Here is an 18,675-nt window from a genome sequence, read left to right on the forward strand (position 1 = left end):
TAGGGTCTGTTGACGTTTCATCTTCACCACTGTTGGAGGCTGTTTTTGTGTCCGGCAAGGCCGAAAGAGTGTGATGTAGCTGCCCTACATGAGCGATTGACAACGCCGCTGGATGCAAAAACAGCCCCAGCCCTTCGGGTTGTGTCTGAAAAAGTGCCACTCGGCGTTGCTCGTCACTTATTTAGAATGACTAAACCGCGCTCCTCGCGCCTTGATTGACACTTTTTCAGACAACAACAGTGGTGAAGATGAAACGTCAACAGACCCTAACTCAAGTGCGATGGTATTTATCATCAAAACGAATGATATCGTCTTCTCCCAGGTAGCTTCCGGATTGTATCTCTATGATTTCAAGCGGGACGCAACCGGGATTGCGCAGACGGTGTTTTTTTCCGATCGGAATAAAAGTCGACTCATTTTCTGTCAACAAAAAAACCTCATCGTCGCGAGTCACCTCAGCACTCCCTTTCACAACAACCCAATGCTCTGCACGATGATGATGCATTTGCAATGATAAAGAAGCCCCGGGTTTGACACTGATTCTCTTCACCTGAAAACGCTCACCCATATCAATTGAATCGTAATAGCCCCAAGGCCTGTAACAAAGACGATTTATTTCCGCCTCACTGCGGTTATTCACTTTCAATGTATCTACAAATTTTTTAACATTCTGAGCGCTATCTTTACTGGCCACCATAACAGCATCAGCCGTTTCTACAATCACAATGTCGGTCACGCCCAGGGCAGAAACCAGTCGATGCTCACTATGGATATAACAATTCGTCACATCTTCAACCAGCACATCGCCTTTCAGAACATTTTCGTCGATATTTTTTTCAGCAGATTCCCACAATGAACCCCATGAACCTACATCATTCCAGCCGGCATCCAGTGGCACGACTACCGCCTTGTCAGTACGCTCCATTACGGCGTAGTCGATTGAATCTGAAGGGCACGCATTAAAAGCTTGCTCATCCAGCCTGATGAAATCAAGATCCTCGGCGGCCTGCGCTATTGCGTCACGGCAACTTGAGACTATTTCAGGAGAATACCGCTCCAGTTCATCCAGTAAAACAGACGCTTTAAACATAAACATGCCGCTGTTCCAGTAATAATCTCCTGACTGAATATAGCGGGTTGCTGTTTCCAAATCCGGCTTTTCGACAAAGCTTTTTACCGGACTTGTGCCATTTTTCTGCTCGGCCTGTATGTACCCATAGCCGGTACGGGGTGAAGTCGGCACGATGCCAAAAGTGACCAGCTTACCGGCTTCAGCCTGCTTTTCGGCCTGTTCAATAGCGAGATGGAAGGCTTTGACATCCTGAATCACATGATCAGCGGCAAGCACCAATAAAACGGGATCTTGCCCACCTGCTAAAGCCTGAAGTGCTGCAATGGCTATCGCCGGAGCAGTATTTCGTCCTGCGGGTTCCAACAAAATGACGGGGTGGTGGATATCGATCTCTTGTAACTGCTCGGCTACCATAAACCGGTGTTCGGCATTGCAAACAACTATCGGGGACTGCAACTGATTCACGCCATTCAACCGCAGTAAAGTTTGCTGAAACATGGTGTTATCTCCAAACAATGTCAGAAACTGTTTGGGTTTATGTTTTCGGGACAAAGGCCAGAGACGGGTGCCGCTGCCGCCAGACATGATAACTGGAATCATTGATTTTACCTTGCTTTTATTAAAGTTTATGACTCAAAGCTGCAGGTTGTAAAGGCATCCCGCAGACGGCTGCTCGGGTATTCCTCCTCTAACGAAGCGCCATCACTCCAAGTCGTCCATGACTTTTTTAATTGCTGCCATGAGCGCGGTATCTTCTTGATTACCAGCTTGCTCATAGGCAATGTCCAGATATTTTTTTGCTTGTTGGGTATTGCCACGCTTACTGTAAAGCACGCCCAGATGGTAATTGAACACCGCTATCGACCCGCTGGTTGCCACGACACGCTCAAGTATAGGCTGCGCTGCATCTAAATTGCCGGTTTTGACATTGACCCAGGCATAAGTGTCTAAATAAAATGGTTCCGTTGCATCTTTAAAGCGATTTGCCAGCTTAAGCGCTTGCTGAAGACTCTCATCTGACTCAAATCTATCCGTGAGTAAACTTGCAAGGTTATTGGCGGCTATATCAATACTGTTATCTTTGGCCAGCATATCCTCATAGAGTGATCTGGCTTTAATATAATTGCCCTGACGGACATGCAGTGTTGCCAATTGCATCGCAATTTGAATATTTCCCGGTGAACGCTCCAGACCTTTGGTAAAGACGGCGATTGCTTTCTCAGGTTGATTTATTTTGATGTAATGGTCAGCAAGCAAGCTGTACCCCCTTGCCCAGTCGCTGTGTTCAGACAACTGTCCCTCCAGCACGGCAACGGCCTTGTCGGGCTGATCATTCCTGAAATAAAACACCGCCAGAACCTCATGACCATCCATTTTTTCAGGATATTTATTGTTAAAGTCCGAGATATATTTCACCAGCGCCTCATGCTGCTCCAGCTGCTCAAGGCTTATAGCCAAACCCTGAAGGGCTCTGGACATGTCCGGATCAGCCGCCAGAGCCAATTTATATTCTTCAGCCGCCAGTGTGAAATCACCTTGCCCCTCATATAACTGGCCTGAAAATAAATGCGATAACGCGCTATCCCCGTCTTGCCCTTTCAATATTCCTACAGTCTCAAGCCCGCCGGTCCAGTCTTTTTTCAGAATTCTGACTTGCGTCAAAGCCTGCAATAATTTTGTTCCAGTGGGATTACTTTTAAGTGCATTCATCAACACTTCTTCTGTGCGATCAAAGTTATTCTCTGTCATCAAATTTTTAGCGACAGAGAGCGCGGCCGCAGTGTTATAGGGATTAATAGCCAGTGCTTGCCTGTAGCTATCCTCAGCCAGTTCTTTAGACCCTATTTTCACGTATGCTTGTGCAAGCAATACCAATGCTTCATCAGACTCCGGTACATTACGAAGCACGGTTCTCAAGTCAGTAATAGCCTGTTCAGTGTTGCCTTTTTGTAACTCAAGTTTTGCCCTTAACAACAAGGCTTCGCTTTCTTCCGGCGCAACACTTAGTACTTGCTGAATCAACCGCTCGGCACGCCCGAGGTTACCATCTGATGCTTCAATACTTGCCAATGCGATGCGGGCCTTATTGCCGTGAAGTCCCTCAGGGTTATCGGCCATGACAGACTCCAGCTCTGACCGCGCCGCTTCTCTGTTGTCGTTTTCCATTAACAAAATGACCCGGTAAAACCTCAGCTGATAATTATCAGGAGCATCTTTTATCAGTGAATCCAGCGTCTGAATGGCTTTTTCGGGATTTTTACTGTTAATGAGAGAAACGAGGACCTGTTTAGCTTCAGTATCGGCAGGATGCTTATCGACAAAAGCCTGCAGGACACCAACCGCTTCATCATATTTGCCCAGTTGATTGTTCAGAAACTGGCTGTATGCCACAAAAAGACTGCGTTCATCAGGTTGTTGTTTCAAGATGACTTCATACACCGGCTGCATGGCAACGAAGTTCCTGCTTTCGTTAAGAAGGTCTAACTTGATGAACTGCAGAGACAAGTCGTTTTTGTGTCTTTGCAGAGCCTTATCAACCAGTGCCAGCGCTTTTTGCAATTCACCTTTATCTTTGTGGATGACAATTTCCAGGGACAAGGCTTTCGGATTATCAGGCTCCAGTTGTAATGCTTGATTCAAGATCACTCTGGCATCACCAAAGTTTTCCTGCTTGGTCAACACCGAGGCCTTCAACAGTAGCGCATCAATGTTTTCAGCTTCCAGTTGCAGCCCTTTTTCTGCCCGAGTCATCGCTTTATCGAACTGCCCGCCAAGCATGTAAATATGCCCGAGTTTGAGTATCGCATCAATATGATTAGGGTTTAATTGCTCCGCTGTTACCAGGTTTGCATACATCCCCTTCCACTTTTGTTCTTTCTCATCAATAAGTGCAAGCCGGTAATAGGGTTCAGCCTGGCGAGGGTCTACCTGAATCGCGTTCTTGTATTCAATTCTGGCTTTGTCCATATCGCCTTGGGCAAATAATTTATTGCCACTTTGAACAAAACCTGCGGCCGACTCTTCAGAACTGCCACAGCCGGACAAAGCCAGCAGAAAGAACAAAATATAACTTGTTAAAATCTTCATTTCCATTTCCTCAATCAGAAATGTACTGCTCAAGTTGCGGTTTTGCCTGAGCCATGAAATTCAACAACCTTTCTTCTGCAGCAGCGACATTTTCCCGTTCCGAAATTGTCGTCACAAAACGGACCAGCGAACCATCAGTCCGGTTTTTGCTAATTGAATCCTGCAACAGATACCACTTGTTGACGTATTCGTTAGCGATTATTCGCCCATGCCCCTGGAACCAGTAATATACCAACTGTCGTTGTGCGCCTTTGCTTATTATCACTCTATTGGCCGGATGCCCACCAGCATTAATTCGGTCAAAGGAAGTAATCTCCCAACCGCCGCCAGGAATACAAACACGCGGTGAATGGGGGGACTCCCCCTTACGCTGCGATTCATAATAAGCGACATAGAAATTTACCAGCTCATTGTTTTTATTAGTGTAATTAGCAAAAACATAGTCAGACAACGCCAGCTTTTCTGTAATCCGGGTTTCCAAAGGCAGTTGCACACCGGTCCATTCTCCCAGGCGGGAGGGGAAATTCACGAAAGGCGTATGGGCCGGGATAACCTCAGCTCTATTGTCGATGTAACGGGTTGCTGCGTATGCGCTGCCAAGCAAAAAGATGGTCATTGAAAAAACAGCAAGCGACCGCACCACCGAATGATTCTGTTGTGGTCCCGGGCCTGGATTAGGTGGCTTATTATCTACGCCAAAGACCATCGCCAGAGAATGCTTCGTTGTCAGTCGCTCAAGCAGCCAAATCAAGCATGCCAGTAATCCCGCACAGGCCATGAAAATGATCCAGCCCTCAAAATCATGCAGGAACCCCTCAGCATGGGATATCCCCCAGTTATCGACCAGAACGCCAATCATGCCGATTCTGAAGCTATTCATTGCTATGGTAATAGGTATTGTGGCAAGGAAAATCAGCGCACGTTTCCAGAATGCAGCCCGGTAAAAGTAAGCGGCTATGAAGCCGAGACTCATAAGAGGAAACAGGTATCTTAACCCGCTACAGGCTTCAGCAACCTGCAGTTTATACACACCCAAATCAATAACATTTCCCTCAAGGTAGACGGGAATCCCGCAAACACGAATCAGCTGAACACCAAGCCAGGAAGAGATCAGTTGCAGCTTGGCCGTGAGCACAATCTCAACAACATAAGGGAGGGGAATCGCAAAAAGTAACAACAGAATGGGCGCCAAAGTATGTTTAGTAGCTTTTCCCAGGAAAACCAGAGATATCCCAAGCAGCGTCAATACAAAAGAATAGTGAATCAATATGTACAAAGCGCTCAACTCGCCTAAGACATAGATCCCGGTGGAAAACAAAATCAGAACCACACCCGACCAGAGGGGCTGGCCGATAGAGGCGATGATTAAATCTTTTTTTTCCCAGAGGATATAGAGTGAGACGAGCGGTATGAGAAAACCATGGCTGTACTCGTCCTGAGTATTCCACCGATGGACTGCTTCAACAAGACCACTCCAATAGGCAACCACCGCCAACAAGAGGGTGATTAGCATTATCCCTGCTTTTTGATAGCTATACACGGTCACCCCCTTCGTTAGAATGACGTGAGCACTAAGTAGAGATTACCGTGAATTTCCTTAGAACACCAGCAAAGTAAAATAGCCTTCGAACCCTGCCGGACAGCTTGCTCAAGCGGAGTTGTCGATGCTGCCGCTTTAAGTAATGCTGCAGGTAAAGCAGGTCAGCCATAAAGGCCGTATCGATATAGGTAACTTGGCTAAAATCAAGCTCGATGACCGCATCCGCGGTCTCAACATAACGGCCAAGAGCAGCCCTGATGTTATAACATGAGTCATGATGAACACTGCCCTGCAACGCCAGTCTGCCCTCAGCTTCACTGATAGCGGCAGGTACTTTAAAGCCCGGGGAATGCCTCAAAATACGATCATAAACAACCAGTGGTATCACATTAATCAGCAGCAATCTTAACAGCGCAGTGCCATCCTTGAAGTAGCGCTTCCACAATGAAGGCTCTTGCCGGATTCGCCAAAGCCACTCCAGCCCCGAACGCCGCCAGATAACAGGGGCCCGCGCTACGGTACCTGCCACAAAATTGATTACAGCGCCCAGATGGCCGATGACAGGTGCATTTAATCTGCTGCGATTGTGCTGAATCCAGGCTTGGCCTTTTTTCGCACCGAGCGCCACCACAATAAAATCTGCTTTTGCAGCATTAATGCTATCGATAATAGCGGCTGAGCTCATATCTTCGAGACTGACAAATCCCGGATCAAAATAACCACAACTTATCACCCCGCCCGCCTGCTGATTGAGTCTTTCATACGCCTGTCTGGCAACGCCCTGCTGTCCGCCAAAGAAAAAAACACTGACCGGTTGCGTCGTTTGCCGGGCTGACAGGTATTCAAACAAATCTGATCCCGCTACCCGCTCGCAGATCGGAATACCCAAAAGTCTGGCCAGCCAAACCAGCGGCATGCCATCGGCAACAGACAAATCACTGCCAACAACACTGTCATAAAAAGCCTCGTCATACTGGGCGGTGATGGCAAAATTCAGATTCGGTGTTGAAACAAAGCATGGCGTTTGCGTTTCAATCGCATGTAAAACCCGCTCGGCGGTCTGTTCCATGCTGACAGCGTCGAAAGGCAATCCCAGTACCAGCCAGCAATCTCGTTCAAATAGTCTAGCCACGTGTTTTGTTAACCTGCTTAATTGTGGTCAACAGCAGTATCATATTGCCCCCAGCGCTCGCGGTGAGAATCGACTTCCCCAGGCTCAAAAAAGCATTTAACCCAAAGCCAGCCAATCAATTCCGTCAGCACCGACTTGGCCCCTTCACTGGTTTGCCACCAGCGCGCCAGACTGAACCGGCCGGGATGGGCCGCCAGAACACCAACCTGGGTTGGCGTTTCTCTGAATGCCAGTTGATAGAGTAGATGGGTTCTGCGTGCATGTACATCAGCGGAAAAAACATTGATTGAGTCGGGTAATGGCTTCGCCTCTGCTAATTTGACCCTGACCATAACGGCGCTCAGATAGGTGCGCTCCTGGGCTGAAGCCGGCGCGGGCACCATCATTAAATTTGATGGTTCCAACCCCATTTTCTTGAGCTCCGCTCCGGCTTGTTCCGCATAGGTCGTATATTGCATATTAAAATTTCCCGGATCAGGCCCACCCGTAGTAATCAAAAGCTCGTAACCATCCTGATTAAAGATTGTCAGCGCCTGCTCAAGACCGGATCTATCCAACCAGCCTTCGACCACCAGATAGCGGCTTGGAACAGGTGCTTTTTCAGCCAGAAAATACGCTAAATTTATAAACAGCCAGAATGCCAAACCAGAAACAATAAAAATCATCATAATGCCGCCCCATAATGACGGCAGCCAAACCTGACGACGCGTAAAAAGAGCAGGCATCCTCATGACGTGTTTGCCATGATGCCGCTAGCCGGGTCATACAGCCCCTTCATCAATCTGCCTGTACTGCCGTCATAAACAAATCGTTAAGCCGCTGAGCATTGACCATCAAGGAAAACTCCTCGTTAACTTTAATTGCGGCTAACGGAATAAGTTTATGCTCGTGATGGCAGCTGGCCATATCAATGCAAGCTAACATTATTGCTCTGACACCAGGAAACAAGCACATATAGCGACCAGATCCTGGACCAATACAGTCCAGGTTTTTTTGCATTGAATGCCGTAATTAAATTCTTAACGACTAGAGAATCCAGCCCTACTTGTTCACAGGCGCCGGGGTCACAAACCAGTGCCTCGATTTCATCCTTGAGCATATCTTTACACCAGAGATCAAAGGGCAAAACGAACCCTGATTTGGGCCGGTCAAAAATCTTCGGCTCAACATGCCGGGATGCGATATCCCGAAGCAGCTGTTTTCTACCCAGTGGTAAATAGCGTTGGTCATCACTCAATCCCATGACCATCTCTATAAATTCATGGTCTAAAAATGGCACTCTAACTTCAAGGGAAGCGGCCATACTGGCAGAATCCGTATCCCTCAGCAGTCTCTGGGAAAGAAACAGTGACAGCTCCAGAACAGATATGGCTGAAAGCTTGCTTTTGCCACAAATAGTTGCTTGCAGCCCATCATAAAGTTGCCGTTCCAGACCAAATTTTGTCTGCGTAGATGTTTCAGCTATCAAGCGATGATAAAAGTCCTGGGTAAACAGCGCATACGAGGTTTGGTAGCTTTCCAGATCTTCACCGCGCAATCGAGTCAGATCTCCCAACTTGCCCCATCTTGTCTGTGGTGGCACTTTGCCGTAGCGCAATTCAAGCGCGCGAGTTATCAGGTTGCCGGCGATTGACGTCATGGTTGATGGCAGGCGCGCCATCAGTTTGCCTATCTGCGTGAGTCTTGGAACATCCTTGAAACTTGTATAGCCACCAAAAAGCTCATCGCCGCCAGTACCCGCCAGCGCCACCGTAATACCGGCCTGTTTGATGGCTTTACTTATGAAATACGTATTCACGCCATCAAAAGTAGGCTGATCACAACTGCTGATGGCAGCATGAAGGTTGGCACCGAACTCTTTTTGCGTGAGTCTGATTTCGTGATGATGTGTGCCAAGTGAATTGGCCACGATCCTGGCATACCTTGATTCATCATAATCTGCTTCATCAAACACGAGCGTGTAAGTAGAAACCGTGGTACTTGCCTGTTCAGAAGCAACGGTAGCAACCGCGCTGGAGTCAATACCTCCTGAAAGAAAAACCCCGACCGGAACATCACTCAACAAGTGGAGCCCGATTGCCTCGTTCAGGCTTTCTTCAACATCATGTTTTGTTGTCCTTGAATTGTGTGACTCCCCAAGTTGCCAGTATTTGTGTTGCGAGAGAATGGCGCCATCGGCGGCAACCCGCATAATCGAGCCAGGCAGTATTTGTTTGACGTTTTTAATAATTGTTGCATCAGCCGCTGCAACAAAACCATTCCAAATATAGCTTTGCAAGCTGACTGGATCTAATCTTCGTGGTACCAACCCGCTGCCGATAAGTGTTTTTACTTCTGAGGAGAAAATAACGGTCTTAAGTTCTCCGTCTGTCTGATAAAAATAAAGCGGTTTTATGCCCATTCTATCTCTGCAAAAAACCGCTTCCTGTTTGCTCTCATCCCAGAGTACAAAGGCATACATTCCCCTGAGCCTGTTGATAAACGCCATGCCCCAGCGGCGATAAGCCACTAATATGACTTCTGTGTCAGTTTTTGTTTTAAAAACCTCGCCCAAGTCAGCGAGTTCTGCTCGCAACGTAAGATAGTTGTATATTTCTCCGTTGAACGTTATGCAGTTGCCGGTCCCGCGGTCCAACATGGGTTGGGCGCCGTCCTGGCTTAAATCAATTATCGCCAGGCGCCGATGTCCAAAAATCACACTCGATTGAAGATGCTCAACCGGCTTGCGCCAGATTCCACTACCATCAGGCCCGCGATGATACTGAGCATCATTCATTTTATGGATTGTCTGAATCAGGCTCTCATCAATGTACCCGATGGCACCAACGACACCGCACATAAGCCTTCCTAGTTGACTATTGAGGCAAAAGCTTGCTCGATTTTTGTTATTTCTGTAGTAACCATATGTGATTGTTTAACAGCAGCATACCCCGCCATTCCCATCTTGTTTAACTTTTCATGCGTGGTATTCAGCAGTTCTCTGATTGCTGCTACCAAACCAGCTTCATCATTCGGCGTTATTAACCATCCGTTTTCACCTTCCACCACTAACTCCGGAATACCGGCAATACGCGTAGTAATAACCGGACGCTTTAAAATAAAAGATTCCATAATCACCACCGGCAACCCTTCAGCAAAGCTCGGTAACACCAATGCCAATGAGGACAGTATTAAACGCCTGACCTGCTCACCATCTATCCAGCCGGTAATGACCACGTGGTTCGACAGATTATGTTGATTAATATAGCTTTCGAGCTGAGTTCTTAACTCACCATCTCCCGCCAGCACCAGCTTGCAATCATGGCCACTCTCAATCACTTTTTTGAATGCATCAAGTAAGACAAAATGGCCTTTCTGTGCAGAAAGCCTCCCCACACAGACAAGCTGGTTAAACTGCTCCTTGCTCTCAGCCACAGCATCATTACCGGTAAAAAATTCATCTACGGTGCACCGGATTATGCTGATCTTGTGCCAATGCTCTATCGGTACCCATCTTTTTATCTGTGATGCGGCAAAGTTTGAGATAGCGACGACAAATTCAGATTCAATTATTTTTTGTTTCAGACTAAACCCGATAGGCGCATCAAACTCATCCGGCCCATGGATAGTGAAGGAATAGCTGATTTTTTTTCCACTGAGAATCTTGACGACATAGGCGACTGTGGCTGCGTTAGTTCCAAAATGAACGTGAAGGTGCTTTAAGCCTGCCGCATGAAGCTCCGAAAGCAACACACAGGCTTCGATAAAATAAGCCAAATGCCGAATTATCCCCCTGTCACTACGGCGGCTAAATAAAAACATTTGCCACAATGCAGCAAGGCTTCTGATGGGTGATTTTATGAGGGTTTTAACGGCACTGGAGAACAGCTTCAGCTTGCTGCCGTCCAGTATGTAACTTGTTTTTTCACATTCAGACTTATCCTGGATATCAATACATTTTTCAGGCTTTCTTATTGAAAATCGCTTGACTATATGCCCCCGCCTTTCAAGCTCCAATATTTCCCGCCTGATAAAAGTATGGCTCACAGCAGGATATTCAGTAGTCAGATAAGCAAGTTTCATAAAGGCCGCTTAACTCTGTCAATTGAAAAGTTTTGAAGTTCAATCATTAACATGCTCTTAATGAGTATTCATCCAAAGTTGCGCCTGCATCTCGTTCAGCTCAGTCGTAGCACGCGCCTTGCCCTTTAGCAGACATTGCCGCTGATAATGGCGGATAAAGGAAACCAGCGACTTGTCGTCAAAACGCGGTTTGCGTTGCAGCATGCTCTTGATATAACCCCACCACATCGCCGAACCGCCAATAATGTATGGCGGATGAAACAAGCGGAAAATTGAGGAGGCAGTCATATAGAGCAGTCCTGTCCCCATGAAATACTGGCCAAAACCATGACGCATACGCCCGGTCAAAATCCCTTTTTGACTCGCGCCTATTGGGCGCAGATGGATAAATCTCAGCTCAGGCTCATCCCAGCTGACCGCAATCCAGCCCAGCTGACGACAGCGATGGCAATCAATACCATCCCACATGACCTGTCGTACAAAGCCGCCAATCTCCTCAAAACAGCGACGGCGATAAAACTTGGTCATACCGACCGACATTTCATCCCCGCATTTTTCGCTGATGAGTTCACCGGTCTTTTTATCCCTGAAATAAGCTTTGCCGCTGCAAGTGCCAATGCGGGGATTTTGCGCCATGCGCTCAAGCAGAATCTCAAAGTATCTGGGCGGTAAATCCAAGTCCAGATCAAGCTTGCAAATGTAATCGAACTGACTCGTATCGACTTGATCATAACCGTGGTAAAAAGCTTCGATGACGCCGGGGCCGACACTGCGATGGCCACGGTTTTCTTTGCTGATGACTTGAATGAACGGATATTTCTCGGCATATTCTGTAAGAATAACAGGCGTATCGTCGGTAGACCCATCATCTACAATCACCCACAAAGCCGGTTTGATACTCTGATTCACGACGCTATCCAGCGTGATCCGCATCAGATCCGCCTCATTCCGGCAGGGTGACACCAGCAAATACGACATCAGCTACCTCTCATTTATACTCGATCAGGGTTGCCCGTTTACCTCTGTATTTTGTAATCAGAAACTGCATGCACCCCAGAAATTGAGGAAATTTACCCAACACATTCGAAACCGCATAAATAAGCGCTTCCCTCTGACTATACAACGTGGCTGCGTATTTTTTATACAATCTCAATATTTGTAGCGGATAAACCAGAAAAAACCATAAAAAGTCAGCTGCAATCAAGGCAAACAGCAAAAAAGCAAGTGGCAGCAATCCGCCCCAAATCACTATGCTGCGGGTTTCTTTTTGTCTGAAATGCTCTTGAGAGCGGCCATGCAGATCAAACCCCGCGGCATAAGCAAAGCCCGCGCGTTTAGCGCGCTGCCACCACTGTGAAAACCGTGTCATGGCCGCATCATGCAAGGTCATTTCCGCGTCCAGGCGCATAACTTTCCAGCCTTGTTGCCTGAGGCGGAAACACAGTTCAGGCTCTTCGCCGGCAATCAGATCATCACGATAACCATTGACCTGCTGATAGGCATCTGTGCGAATCAAAGCATCGCCGCCACAGGATTGAGCCTCCCCAACCGGGGTATTCCACTCGATATCACAAAGCCGGTTATACACAGAATGCTCAGGGAAACGTTCCCGCCTGCGACCGCAGACAACGGCATACTCAGCGTGCTGCTGAAGAAAATAGGCGGCTTTTTCAATCCAACCCGCTTGCATTTCACAATCGCCATCAACAAATTGAATAAATACTGTTTGGGGATACTGCTGCAGTAAGAAGATTGCCCCTGCATTCCTGGCCCTGGCGGCGGTAAACGGCAAAGTCATATCCAGCTCAACCACCGTTACGCCCAGCGCCCGGGCTATGGCCACACTGTTGTCAGTGGACCCTGAATCAACATAAACGATACGGGTGAGTTGTTTTGTGAGTGCAACCAGACAATTTTGCAGCCGTTGCCCTTCATTACGGCCGATAACGACTGCGCCGGTAGTTTCTGTGTCAAACAAGAGCTGGGTTGCTTCAGACATCGGCAGCATCCTGAATTTCATCGTCCGTCGCGCCAATGATTTTTGCCGGAATTCCGGCAACTATCGCATAAGCTGGCACATCCTTTATGACAACTGCATTTGCCCCGATCAGCGCATGTTCACCAACCGTTACCGGACCGATAATTTTTGCACCGGCACCAATATCAACATGTCCCTTTATGACGGGTGCCTGCCGGTTATTGCGTTTGACACCAATCGTTACCTGCTGATGTATCAGACAGTTAACACCAATTTTTACCGCAGAATGAATAACAATTCCGTTGGGATGAGGAATCAACAGTCCGCCCCCGATATGGCAATTGAGCGGGATATCAGCGCCGCTGATCACAGACCAGAAGCGATATCTAATCACCGCAATCTTTTTTCTCAGCGATGAAACCAGTCCGTGCTTTTCAGACAGTCGCTGATAGTCCCGGATGGTTTTAAGCAACTTTTTGCCCGGCTGCCAGAATGAGCTTGGTCGCTCACGTTGCCAGTCAGCTGTTTCTGCAGAAATCATCCTAAATTTCCTGTTCAATGACGAATACTGCTCTTAACGTCTTCGCCACTTCAGTATAGTTCTCCAATGTGAGCGAAGTGTTGATCAATCTGCCTAATTCCCTGAGATCTGCATCAAAAGTTTTCTCAAGCTCACGCTGCCTAACCACATCTATCACTGGCCGATGTTGCATGGTCAGACGTTTTTTCACTTGATCGCGGAGAACTTGCGGCACAATGGTTCGCCGCACCCAGCCCAGCAGCGGATGATTCACCAACAGTTCATAACCGGCAAACCTGCGGATACGCTGCATCGAGACGTTCTGCTCAGGCAAAACCGCTTGCCAGCGAACTTCATGCTGATAGCCAATAAAACGGGCAATACGTTCCAACTGCTGCTGCGGCGTATGACGAATGGCTTCATTTGAAAGCAACAGAATATTTTCCGGCCCGTAACACTTCAGGTAAGGCTTAAGCTGCATAGCGTAGCAACTGTAGTTGATGAGTTCAGGATAGCTATCAATCGCCGTGTTGATATCACATCTAATGACATTCAATGACCACTGATGAATGTAATGCGAGATTAAACGCTCCACAGGATGCCGGATGACATAAATCAGTTTCACATCGGGCAGGTGTCGTTGCATCCGCGCCAGCGTTTCCGGGTAATCGGGTAATTTGCTGTAATGCGTGCTGGATTCACCGCACAAATCTCCCGTTTTTGCCCCTGCAAATAAACCTTCGTACCAGGCCCATCCTTTTGCATACTGGGCATCATCGCTGAAAAAGTTAGGTTCTTTGGGGGTGGACATGAATATGCCGGGCTGCCAAGCCAATTGTTCATGCAAGGTGCTGGTTGCACTTTTCATCGCACCGATAATGATAAAGTCAGGTTTTGTCATAATCATCAGGATGAATATAGGGTTTGCCGGGCTGCCAGAAGTTGATCCAGATATCCCGCCATTGAGACGCTGCTGCATTTGCCTGGTAGCTTGCCGACAACAGCTCCCGAACAGACGAGATAACAAAGCCCAATGTCCACAACAAGTTTGCCGCCAGCAGCCCGCTTCGTCCATACCATTTATGGAAATAACGCGCTCTGGACTCATAAAAGTAACGCGGCAAGCGTTTGCGCAACTTTACCCGTGACTTGAGCGGAGAACTGCCCCCGCGTAAATGCACCACATGCGCCTGCGGCACGTTCATCACTTTCCAGCCGGCCTGCTGCACACGCCGGCAGAAATCCACATCTTCAAAATACATGAAATAACCGTCATCCAGCAGACCGATTGCGTCCAGGACTTCTCGCCTGATTAACACACAGGCAAAGCTGGTCCATTCATAACTTCCCGCTTCCGGCAGCACCGGTTGCGCAACAACATAATTGGCAAACCAGGAGGCGATAAAACCGGTTTTGGCCGCATAAATAAACTCGCTGATCGGTGTGTGAAAACGAAAACAGCTTTCCTGCGGTTTGCCATCCGACCATTCCAGTCTGGGACTGATAAGACCGGCCTGCGGATACTGCTTTGTAAATTCGAGCAGGTATTTGATGGCCCCGGGCCGCACCAGCGTATCGCTGTTAAGTAACAGGTAGTTTTTCGCAGCAATCGCCTGGATGCCGATATTATTCCCTCCCGAAAAACCGCTATTGTGCGTTGCGGCAATCAAATGAATCCGGTCATCAAGCTGATTGTCTTTAATCCAGCGGCTTATATGCTCTGCAGAATCATCCTGAGAATGATTGTCCACCACAACGACCTCAACAGATTGTGGCCGCAAGTCAGCTTTTAATGACGCCAATGACGCCAGCACCAAAGGGGCGGTTTTGTAATTGACCATTATGATGGCGAGTTGGCAGGGTCTTTGGCTCATTTAAGAACCTGCTTATCAATTTCGTTTTTTTTCAACCGTGCCGATTTCTGTAGTCCATTGAGCATCAGCCACCTTGCAAGACGGCCTGTCAATGACAAGCAGAAACCATAGCGCTTGATTTCAAATTGCAGTTTGTACAATTTATTCTGCATGAACAAATATAAACGCTTCCACAAGCCTGGTTCTACAGTTGTCTGTCCGCTGGTCTGATAACCAAGGCTTTTCATCAGCTGTGCCGCTTTAAACTCAACCTGCTGGATCTGCTGAGACGATAGTTTTGTTTGCCATTGGTTAATCAGCGAGATATCGGGTGCTGCATAAGTTGAAGTTGCAGCATAATTCAGCATTTCGTCGTCATAGGGTACAGCGACAAATTCACAGAGTTTCCGCAGTGTTGCTTCTGGTTCGGCGATCAAATCCTCAAAACGTATTTCGATAAATTGAACTGCCGACAGCTGTGACTTGAGTTTTTGCCAGGAATGCTCTGACTCAAGCCAGTGATCAACACCGTAAAATACATTACCGGCCCAACCCATTCCGATGCTGGAACGGGCAACATCCCGGGGATCACGTATCAGGTGGATATATTTTGCGTCAGGAAAAAGCGGTGGAATACGGTGGAAATGCCGGTGAACATTAAGGGTCAGGACCTTATCAGGCTGTGACAACTGTCGTACAAAACCGGACAATAACTGTTGAAAGTTTTGCACACTGTCAGGAATACTAAGTAATTTAGCAATAAATATTCTATGGGTGTGCAGCCAGTTGATATAAGTGTCGACATCAGGGTAGCTGCCATCCTCACCGATCATGTCAAACAAAAAATCAAACTCACCCGGATTAGACAGGCGAGGATGCTTATTCAACATTAAATGCAGCAGCGAAGTACCGGAACGCAGCGCACCGCAGACAAAAATCAAACAGCTGTTGTCGTTATCAACCATGACGTTTTCAATGAGCTCGGTTCAGCTTTTAAGTATTTTCTTGAGCATAGACTTCGACCGCCAGTTAAGAAGAGTGCGGAAATCATTGATAAAAGTGACGGCAAGTTCCTTATGTAAGTCAATACCATGACGGTTAAACAGCTTCCTGAGATTGCGGTAGTAGAGCAACCCGCCTTCTCTAGTTGCAAAATGAACCAAAAACGGCTGAACCAACGCACCGTTTTTTGCGGAAATAAAAGAACACTCGGATCTGGAAACATCCATGGCCATAGTCCCTTTTCTGGCATGGAATACGCGCGCCACAAAATTTTCCAGCTCTGCCGGTGGCAAGTCGAGAATGGTCATCGCGATGGCGACGACATCTTCATCTGCAAACCGGCATTTATTAGCGTAGTCCTCATAGTTGCTGCCGATTTTCCGCGCCAACTCAAACAAGGCTTCGCAGGCCGGCCTTTCAAAATAGGCATGGCCAGCGCCTCCGATGTTGACGAGTTTGTCTTTGTTCAGCTTGCTCATAACATACTGTCGGTCAAGGCCGAAGCTGCTAAGACCTGAGTTCAAATATCTGCCGTTGGCAATATAAGGCCTGCCAGCCCACTGAGCCTGGACATCATCCAGATTGCCGAAAACCAGAATATCAGCATCAAAGAAAAACGTTTTTTCATAAGGGGAATAACTATCCAGATGTAGTTTGTGCTCAAACCCTTTTAATTCTTTATTTTCCGGAACAAAGCTATCGAAATAGTGCCCCACGGCATCACCGATTTCCGGGCTGCTGACTAGGGTGACGAGCACATCGGGCGTTGATTGCTTTATGGACAGCAGCATGCCGACGGCCTTGACATAGTCATGTTTGGTCGCAAGGGTGATCACACCGTAGTCAGACATCAGCATCCCCTCCCAACAAGGTTATCTTGTATGATTGAAACGCCTCAACAGAAATAAGCACAGACTTCGCATGACTTTCCCCGCCTGTCGCAAATAGCCCAACCGCCCCACGAAACTGCTCACATCCGTACCGCGCCGCCCGATTACGAAAGGCGGGTAATAAAAGGTATCCACCACGCGCACGCCATCGGGTAGGTGATTATCAATTATCTCCTTTAACTTCAGCTCCGGCGGCATCCTCCCCGCAAAGCTTTGCCAGGCGTTTCTTATGTAACTTGAATATCCCTTTGCGCTCCATGACATGATTTCCATGTCTATCCAGTTTCCTCTTGAATTCACATAAACGTCAACATGCTCAGGTGCAAACCGAATAACTCTTTCCATATTTTTTATAATATATCGCCCGGTAATCTTCCAAACATGATCAGCGTCACCCAGCCTGGCCAACGTCACTGAGTTGTCATGCGCATAGTCTATTAGCCTGAACTCGCCATAGCCACGGTGGTATCCCTTAGGATAGTCAAGATCATAAAAAGAGATAAACTCGACCCCTCCCGGATATTCTTTCTTGATGTCATCAAGGTCATAGCCCGAGTTATCCACAAAAACGATGTTATCTATGATGCCCGACTTGAGTTTCTCCGTATAAAATCTCAATGCTTTGCGGTAGTCCGCCAACCTTTCATCGACATTGGTCAGGGCGAGTTTCGGCTGATCCACTTTGGGCCGGATTGTTGCCGTCAGCAGTACAATATTTCGCATCGACATCTGGCTCATCCTTTACCGACATCTTCAACAAAGTCTTTCAGCGCCGTCTCAAACAGTAACGCACTGTTATCCCATTGATATTCCTTTGACTTTCTGAATGCCCGTTCCGAGAGTAAGACCCATTCAGATGGAGGCATCTCAATTATCTTTTCCATACCACGGACGAGTGCATCCTTGTCGTCAATATCGACCAGAAAACCTGTCGAATCATCTAATAATTCAGGCGCGGCCCCCGTCTTAGTGCCTATAACCGGCGTGCGACAAGCCATAGCTTCAAGAATAGGCAAACCAAAACCCTCGCTGTTACTGGTGAACAGCCATGCATCACAGCTTGCATAGATCTGTGGAATCAACCGCTGCGAAGGTGCACGCAAGTATCTGATGTCAGCATCATATTTAGCCAGCTCTTCTTCTGGCTCTGTTCCGAATGCCATCAATGCTATCCCGGAGTATTTTTGTTTAAGCCCCAGGAAACATTCAATCGCCAGACCGCTACCCTTAAATGCCCGGCTCGAATACATAAATCCAAAACGAACCGTCTTATTCTTCTGCCTTGGCTCTGCACTGAACTGCTGGTGATCGACGGCATTGGGAACCACCCTGACATCACTGTTTTTGATGCCGTATTCTGTTTTCAAAACCGCGGCCAGCCAATCCGCCACCACAATCTTTTTCAGCGGTAGTCTGATAGTTGCCTGCACTCTCTCAAGCGGCAACCAACGCGCACTACCATTTACTTCACGGCCAATACCGGGGATCAACACCAGTGCCAGCAGGATAATACCCATCATCAACAGTTGCGGTGCTAAC

General features: G+C 47.6%; 16 protein-coding genes. All 16 read right to left on the minus strand.

Going from position 1 to position 18,675, the window contains the following annotated elements; translation table 11 throughout:
• Positions 1–271: 271 nt before the first annotated feature.
• A complete protein-coding gene (locus OMP95_RS11215; RefSeq protein ID WP_266328848.1) occupies positions 272–1,672 on the minus strand; it encodes a mannose-1-phosphate guanylyltransferase/mannose-6-phosphate isomerase in 1,401 nt (466 codons plus the stop codon).
• 102 nt (positions 1,673–1,774) lie between these two features.
• Positions 1,775–4,165, minus strand: coding sequence for a tetratricopeptide repeat protein (locus OMP95_RS11220; protein ID WP_323135130.1), 2,391 nt, complete (start codon positions 4,163–4,165; stop codon positions 1,775–1,777).
• 4 nt (positions 4,166–4,169) lie between these two features.
• Positions 4,170–5,699: a VPLPA-CTERM-specific exosortase XrtD gene (gene xrtD, locus OMP95_RS11225; protein WP_266328850.1), complete on the minus strand. Its 1,530-nt coding sequence runs from the start codon at positions 5,697–5,699 to the stop codon at positions 4,170–4,172.
• Positions 5,700–5,730: 31 nt separating this feature from the next.
• Positions 5,731–6,831: a WecB/TagA/CpsF family glycosyltransferase gene (locus OMP95_RS11230; protein ID WP_266328852.1), complete on the minus strand. Its 1,101-nt coding sequence runs from the start codon at positions 6,829–6,831 to the stop codon at positions 5,731–5,733.
• A gap of 17 nt (positions 6,832–6,848) precedes the next feature.
• Positions 6,849–7,499, minus strand: coding sequence for a hypothetical protein (locus tag OMP95_RS11235; protein ID WP_266328854.1), 651 nt, complete (start codon positions 7,497–7,499; stop codon positions 6,849–6,851).
• A gap of 239 nt (positions 7,500–7,738) precedes the next feature.
• Positions 7,739–9,670, minus strand: a complete 1,932-nt coding sequence (asnB, locus tag OMP95_RS11240; protein ID WP_266328856.1) for an asparagine synthase (glutamine-hydrolyzing) — start codon at positions 9,668–9,670, stop codon at positions 7,739–7,741.
• 8 nt (positions 9,671–9,678) lie between these two features.
• Entirely contained in the window at positions 9,679–10,893 is a 1,215-nt protein-coding gene (locus OMP95_RS11245; protein ID WP_266328858.1) for a glycosyltransferase family 4 protein, read from the minus strand.
• A 57-nt stretch (positions 10,894–10,950) separates the two neighbouring features.
• Positions 10,951–11,871: a glycosyltransferase family 2 protein gene (locus tag OMP95_RS11250; RefSeq protein WP_266328860.1), complete on the minus strand. Its 921-nt coding sequence runs from the start codon at positions 11,869–11,871 to the stop codon at positions 10,951–10,953.
• Positions 11,872–11,881: 10 nt separating this feature from the next.
• The gene (locus tag OMP95_RS11255; RefSeq protein ID WP_266328862.1) at positions 11,882–12,892 is read right to left on the minus strand and encodes a glycosyltransferase family 2 protein; all 1,011 of its coding nucleotides are present in this window, start codon (positions 12,890–12,892) and stop codon (positions 11,882–11,884) included.
• Positions 12,885–13,412, minus strand: coding sequence for a serine O-acetyltransferase (locus tag OMP95_RS11260; protein ID WP_266328864.1), 528 nt, complete (start codon positions 13,410–13,412; stop codon positions 12,885–12,887). The genes OMP95_RS11255 and OMP95_RS11260 overlap by 8 nt, the downstream gene beginning before the upstream one ends.
• 1 nt (position 13,413) lies before the next feature.
• Complete coding sequence (locus OMP95_RS11265; protein WP_266328866.1) at positions 13,414–14,292, minus strand: sulfotransferase domain-containing protein; 879 nt, start codon at positions 14,290–14,292, stop codon at positions 13,414–13,416.
• Positions 14,279–15,265, minus strand: a complete 987-nt coding sequence (locus OMP95_RS11270; RefSeq protein WP_266328868.1) for a glycosyltransferase family 2 protein — start codon at positions 15,263–15,265, stop codon at positions 14,279–14,281. The genes OMP95_RS11265 and OMP95_RS11270 overlap by 14 nt, the downstream gene beginning before the upstream one ends.
• On the minus strand, positions 15,262–16,209 hold the full coding sequence (locus OMP95_RS11275) for a sulfotransferase family protein (protein WP_266328870.1): 948 nt from the start codon (positions 16,207–16,209) through the stop codon (positions 15,262–15,264). The genes OMP95_RS11270 and OMP95_RS11275 overlap by 4 nt, the downstream gene beginning before the upstream one ends.
• 21 nt (positions 16,210–16,230) lie before the next feature.
• On the minus strand, positions 16,231–17,097 hold the full coding sequence (locus tag OMP95_RS11280) for a hypothetical protein (protein WP_266328872.1): 867 nt from the start codon (positions 17,095–17,097) through the stop codon (positions 16,231–16,233).
• A 21-nt stretch (positions 17,098–17,118) separates the two neighbouring features.
• A complete protein-coding gene (locus OMP95_RS11285; protein ID WP_266328874.1) occupies positions 17,119–17,865 on the minus strand; it encodes a hypothetical protein in 747 nt (248 codons plus the stop codon).
• Positions 17,866–17,870: 5 nt separating this feature from the next.
• Positions 17,871–18,675 (minus strand): glycosyltransferase family 4 protein (locus tag OMP95_RS11290; protein WP_266328876.1); only part of this gene is annotated, 805 nt, incomplete at its 5' end.

Origin of the sequence: Methylophaga sp. OBS4 (assembly GCF_026319305.1) — a bacterium.
Classification (GTDB): domain Bacteria; phylum Pseudomonadota; class Gammaproteobacteria; order Nitrosococcales; family Methylophagaceae; genus Methylophaga.

Coding starts and splice junctions, on each gene's coding strand:
- OMP95_RS11215 (WP_266328848.1), bottom strand. CDS start 1,672: ATGATTCCAGTTATCATGTCTGGCGGCAGCGGCACCCGTCTCTGGCCT.
- OMP95_RS11220 (WP_323135130.1), bottom strand. CDS start 4,165: ATGGAAATGAAGATTTTAACAAGTTATATTTTGTTCTTTCTGCTGGCT.
- OMP95_RS11235 (WP_266328854.1), bottom strand. CDS start 7,499: ATGATGATTTTTATTGTTTCTGGTTTGGCATTCTGGCTGTTTATAAAT.
- asnB (WP_266328856.1), bottom strand. CDS start 9,670: ATGTGCGGTGTCGTTGGTGCCATCGGGTACATTGATGAGAGCCTGATT.
- OMP95_RS11245 (WP_266328858.1), bottom strand. CDS start 10,893: ATGAAACTTGCTTATCTGACTACTGAATATCCTGCTGTGAGCCATACT.
- OMP95_RS11250 (WP_266328860.1), bottom strand. CDS start 11,871: ATGTCGTATTTGCTGGTGTCACCCTGCCGGAATGAGGCGGATCTGATG.
- OMP95_RS11255 (WP_266328862.1), bottom strand. CDS start 12,892: ATGTCTGAAGCAACCCAGCTCTTGTTTGACACAGAAACTACCGGCGCA.
- OMP95_RS11260 (WP_266328864.1), bottom strand. CDS start 13,412: ATGATTTCTGCAGAAACAGCTGACTGGCAACGTGAGCGACCAAGCTCA.
- OMP95_RS11265 (WP_266328866.1), bottom strand. CDS start 14,292: ATGACAAAACCTGACTTTATCATTATCGGTGCGATGAAAAGTGCAACC.
- OMP95_RS11270 (WP_266328868.1), bottom strand. CDS start 15,265: ATGAGCCAAAGACCCTGCCAACTCGCCATCATAATGGTCAATTACAAA.
- OMP95_RS11275 (WP_266328870.1), bottom strand. CDS start 16,209: ATGGTTGATAACGACAACAGCTGTTTGATTTTTGTCTGCGGTGCGCTG.
- OMP95_RS11280 (WP_266328872.1), bottom strand. CDS start 17,097: ATGTCTGACTACGGTGTGATCACCCTTGCGACCAAACATGACTATGTC.
- OMP95_RS11285 (WP_266328874.1), bottom strand. CDS start 17,865: ATGTCGATGCGAAATATTGTACTGCTGACGGCAACAATCCGGCCCAAA.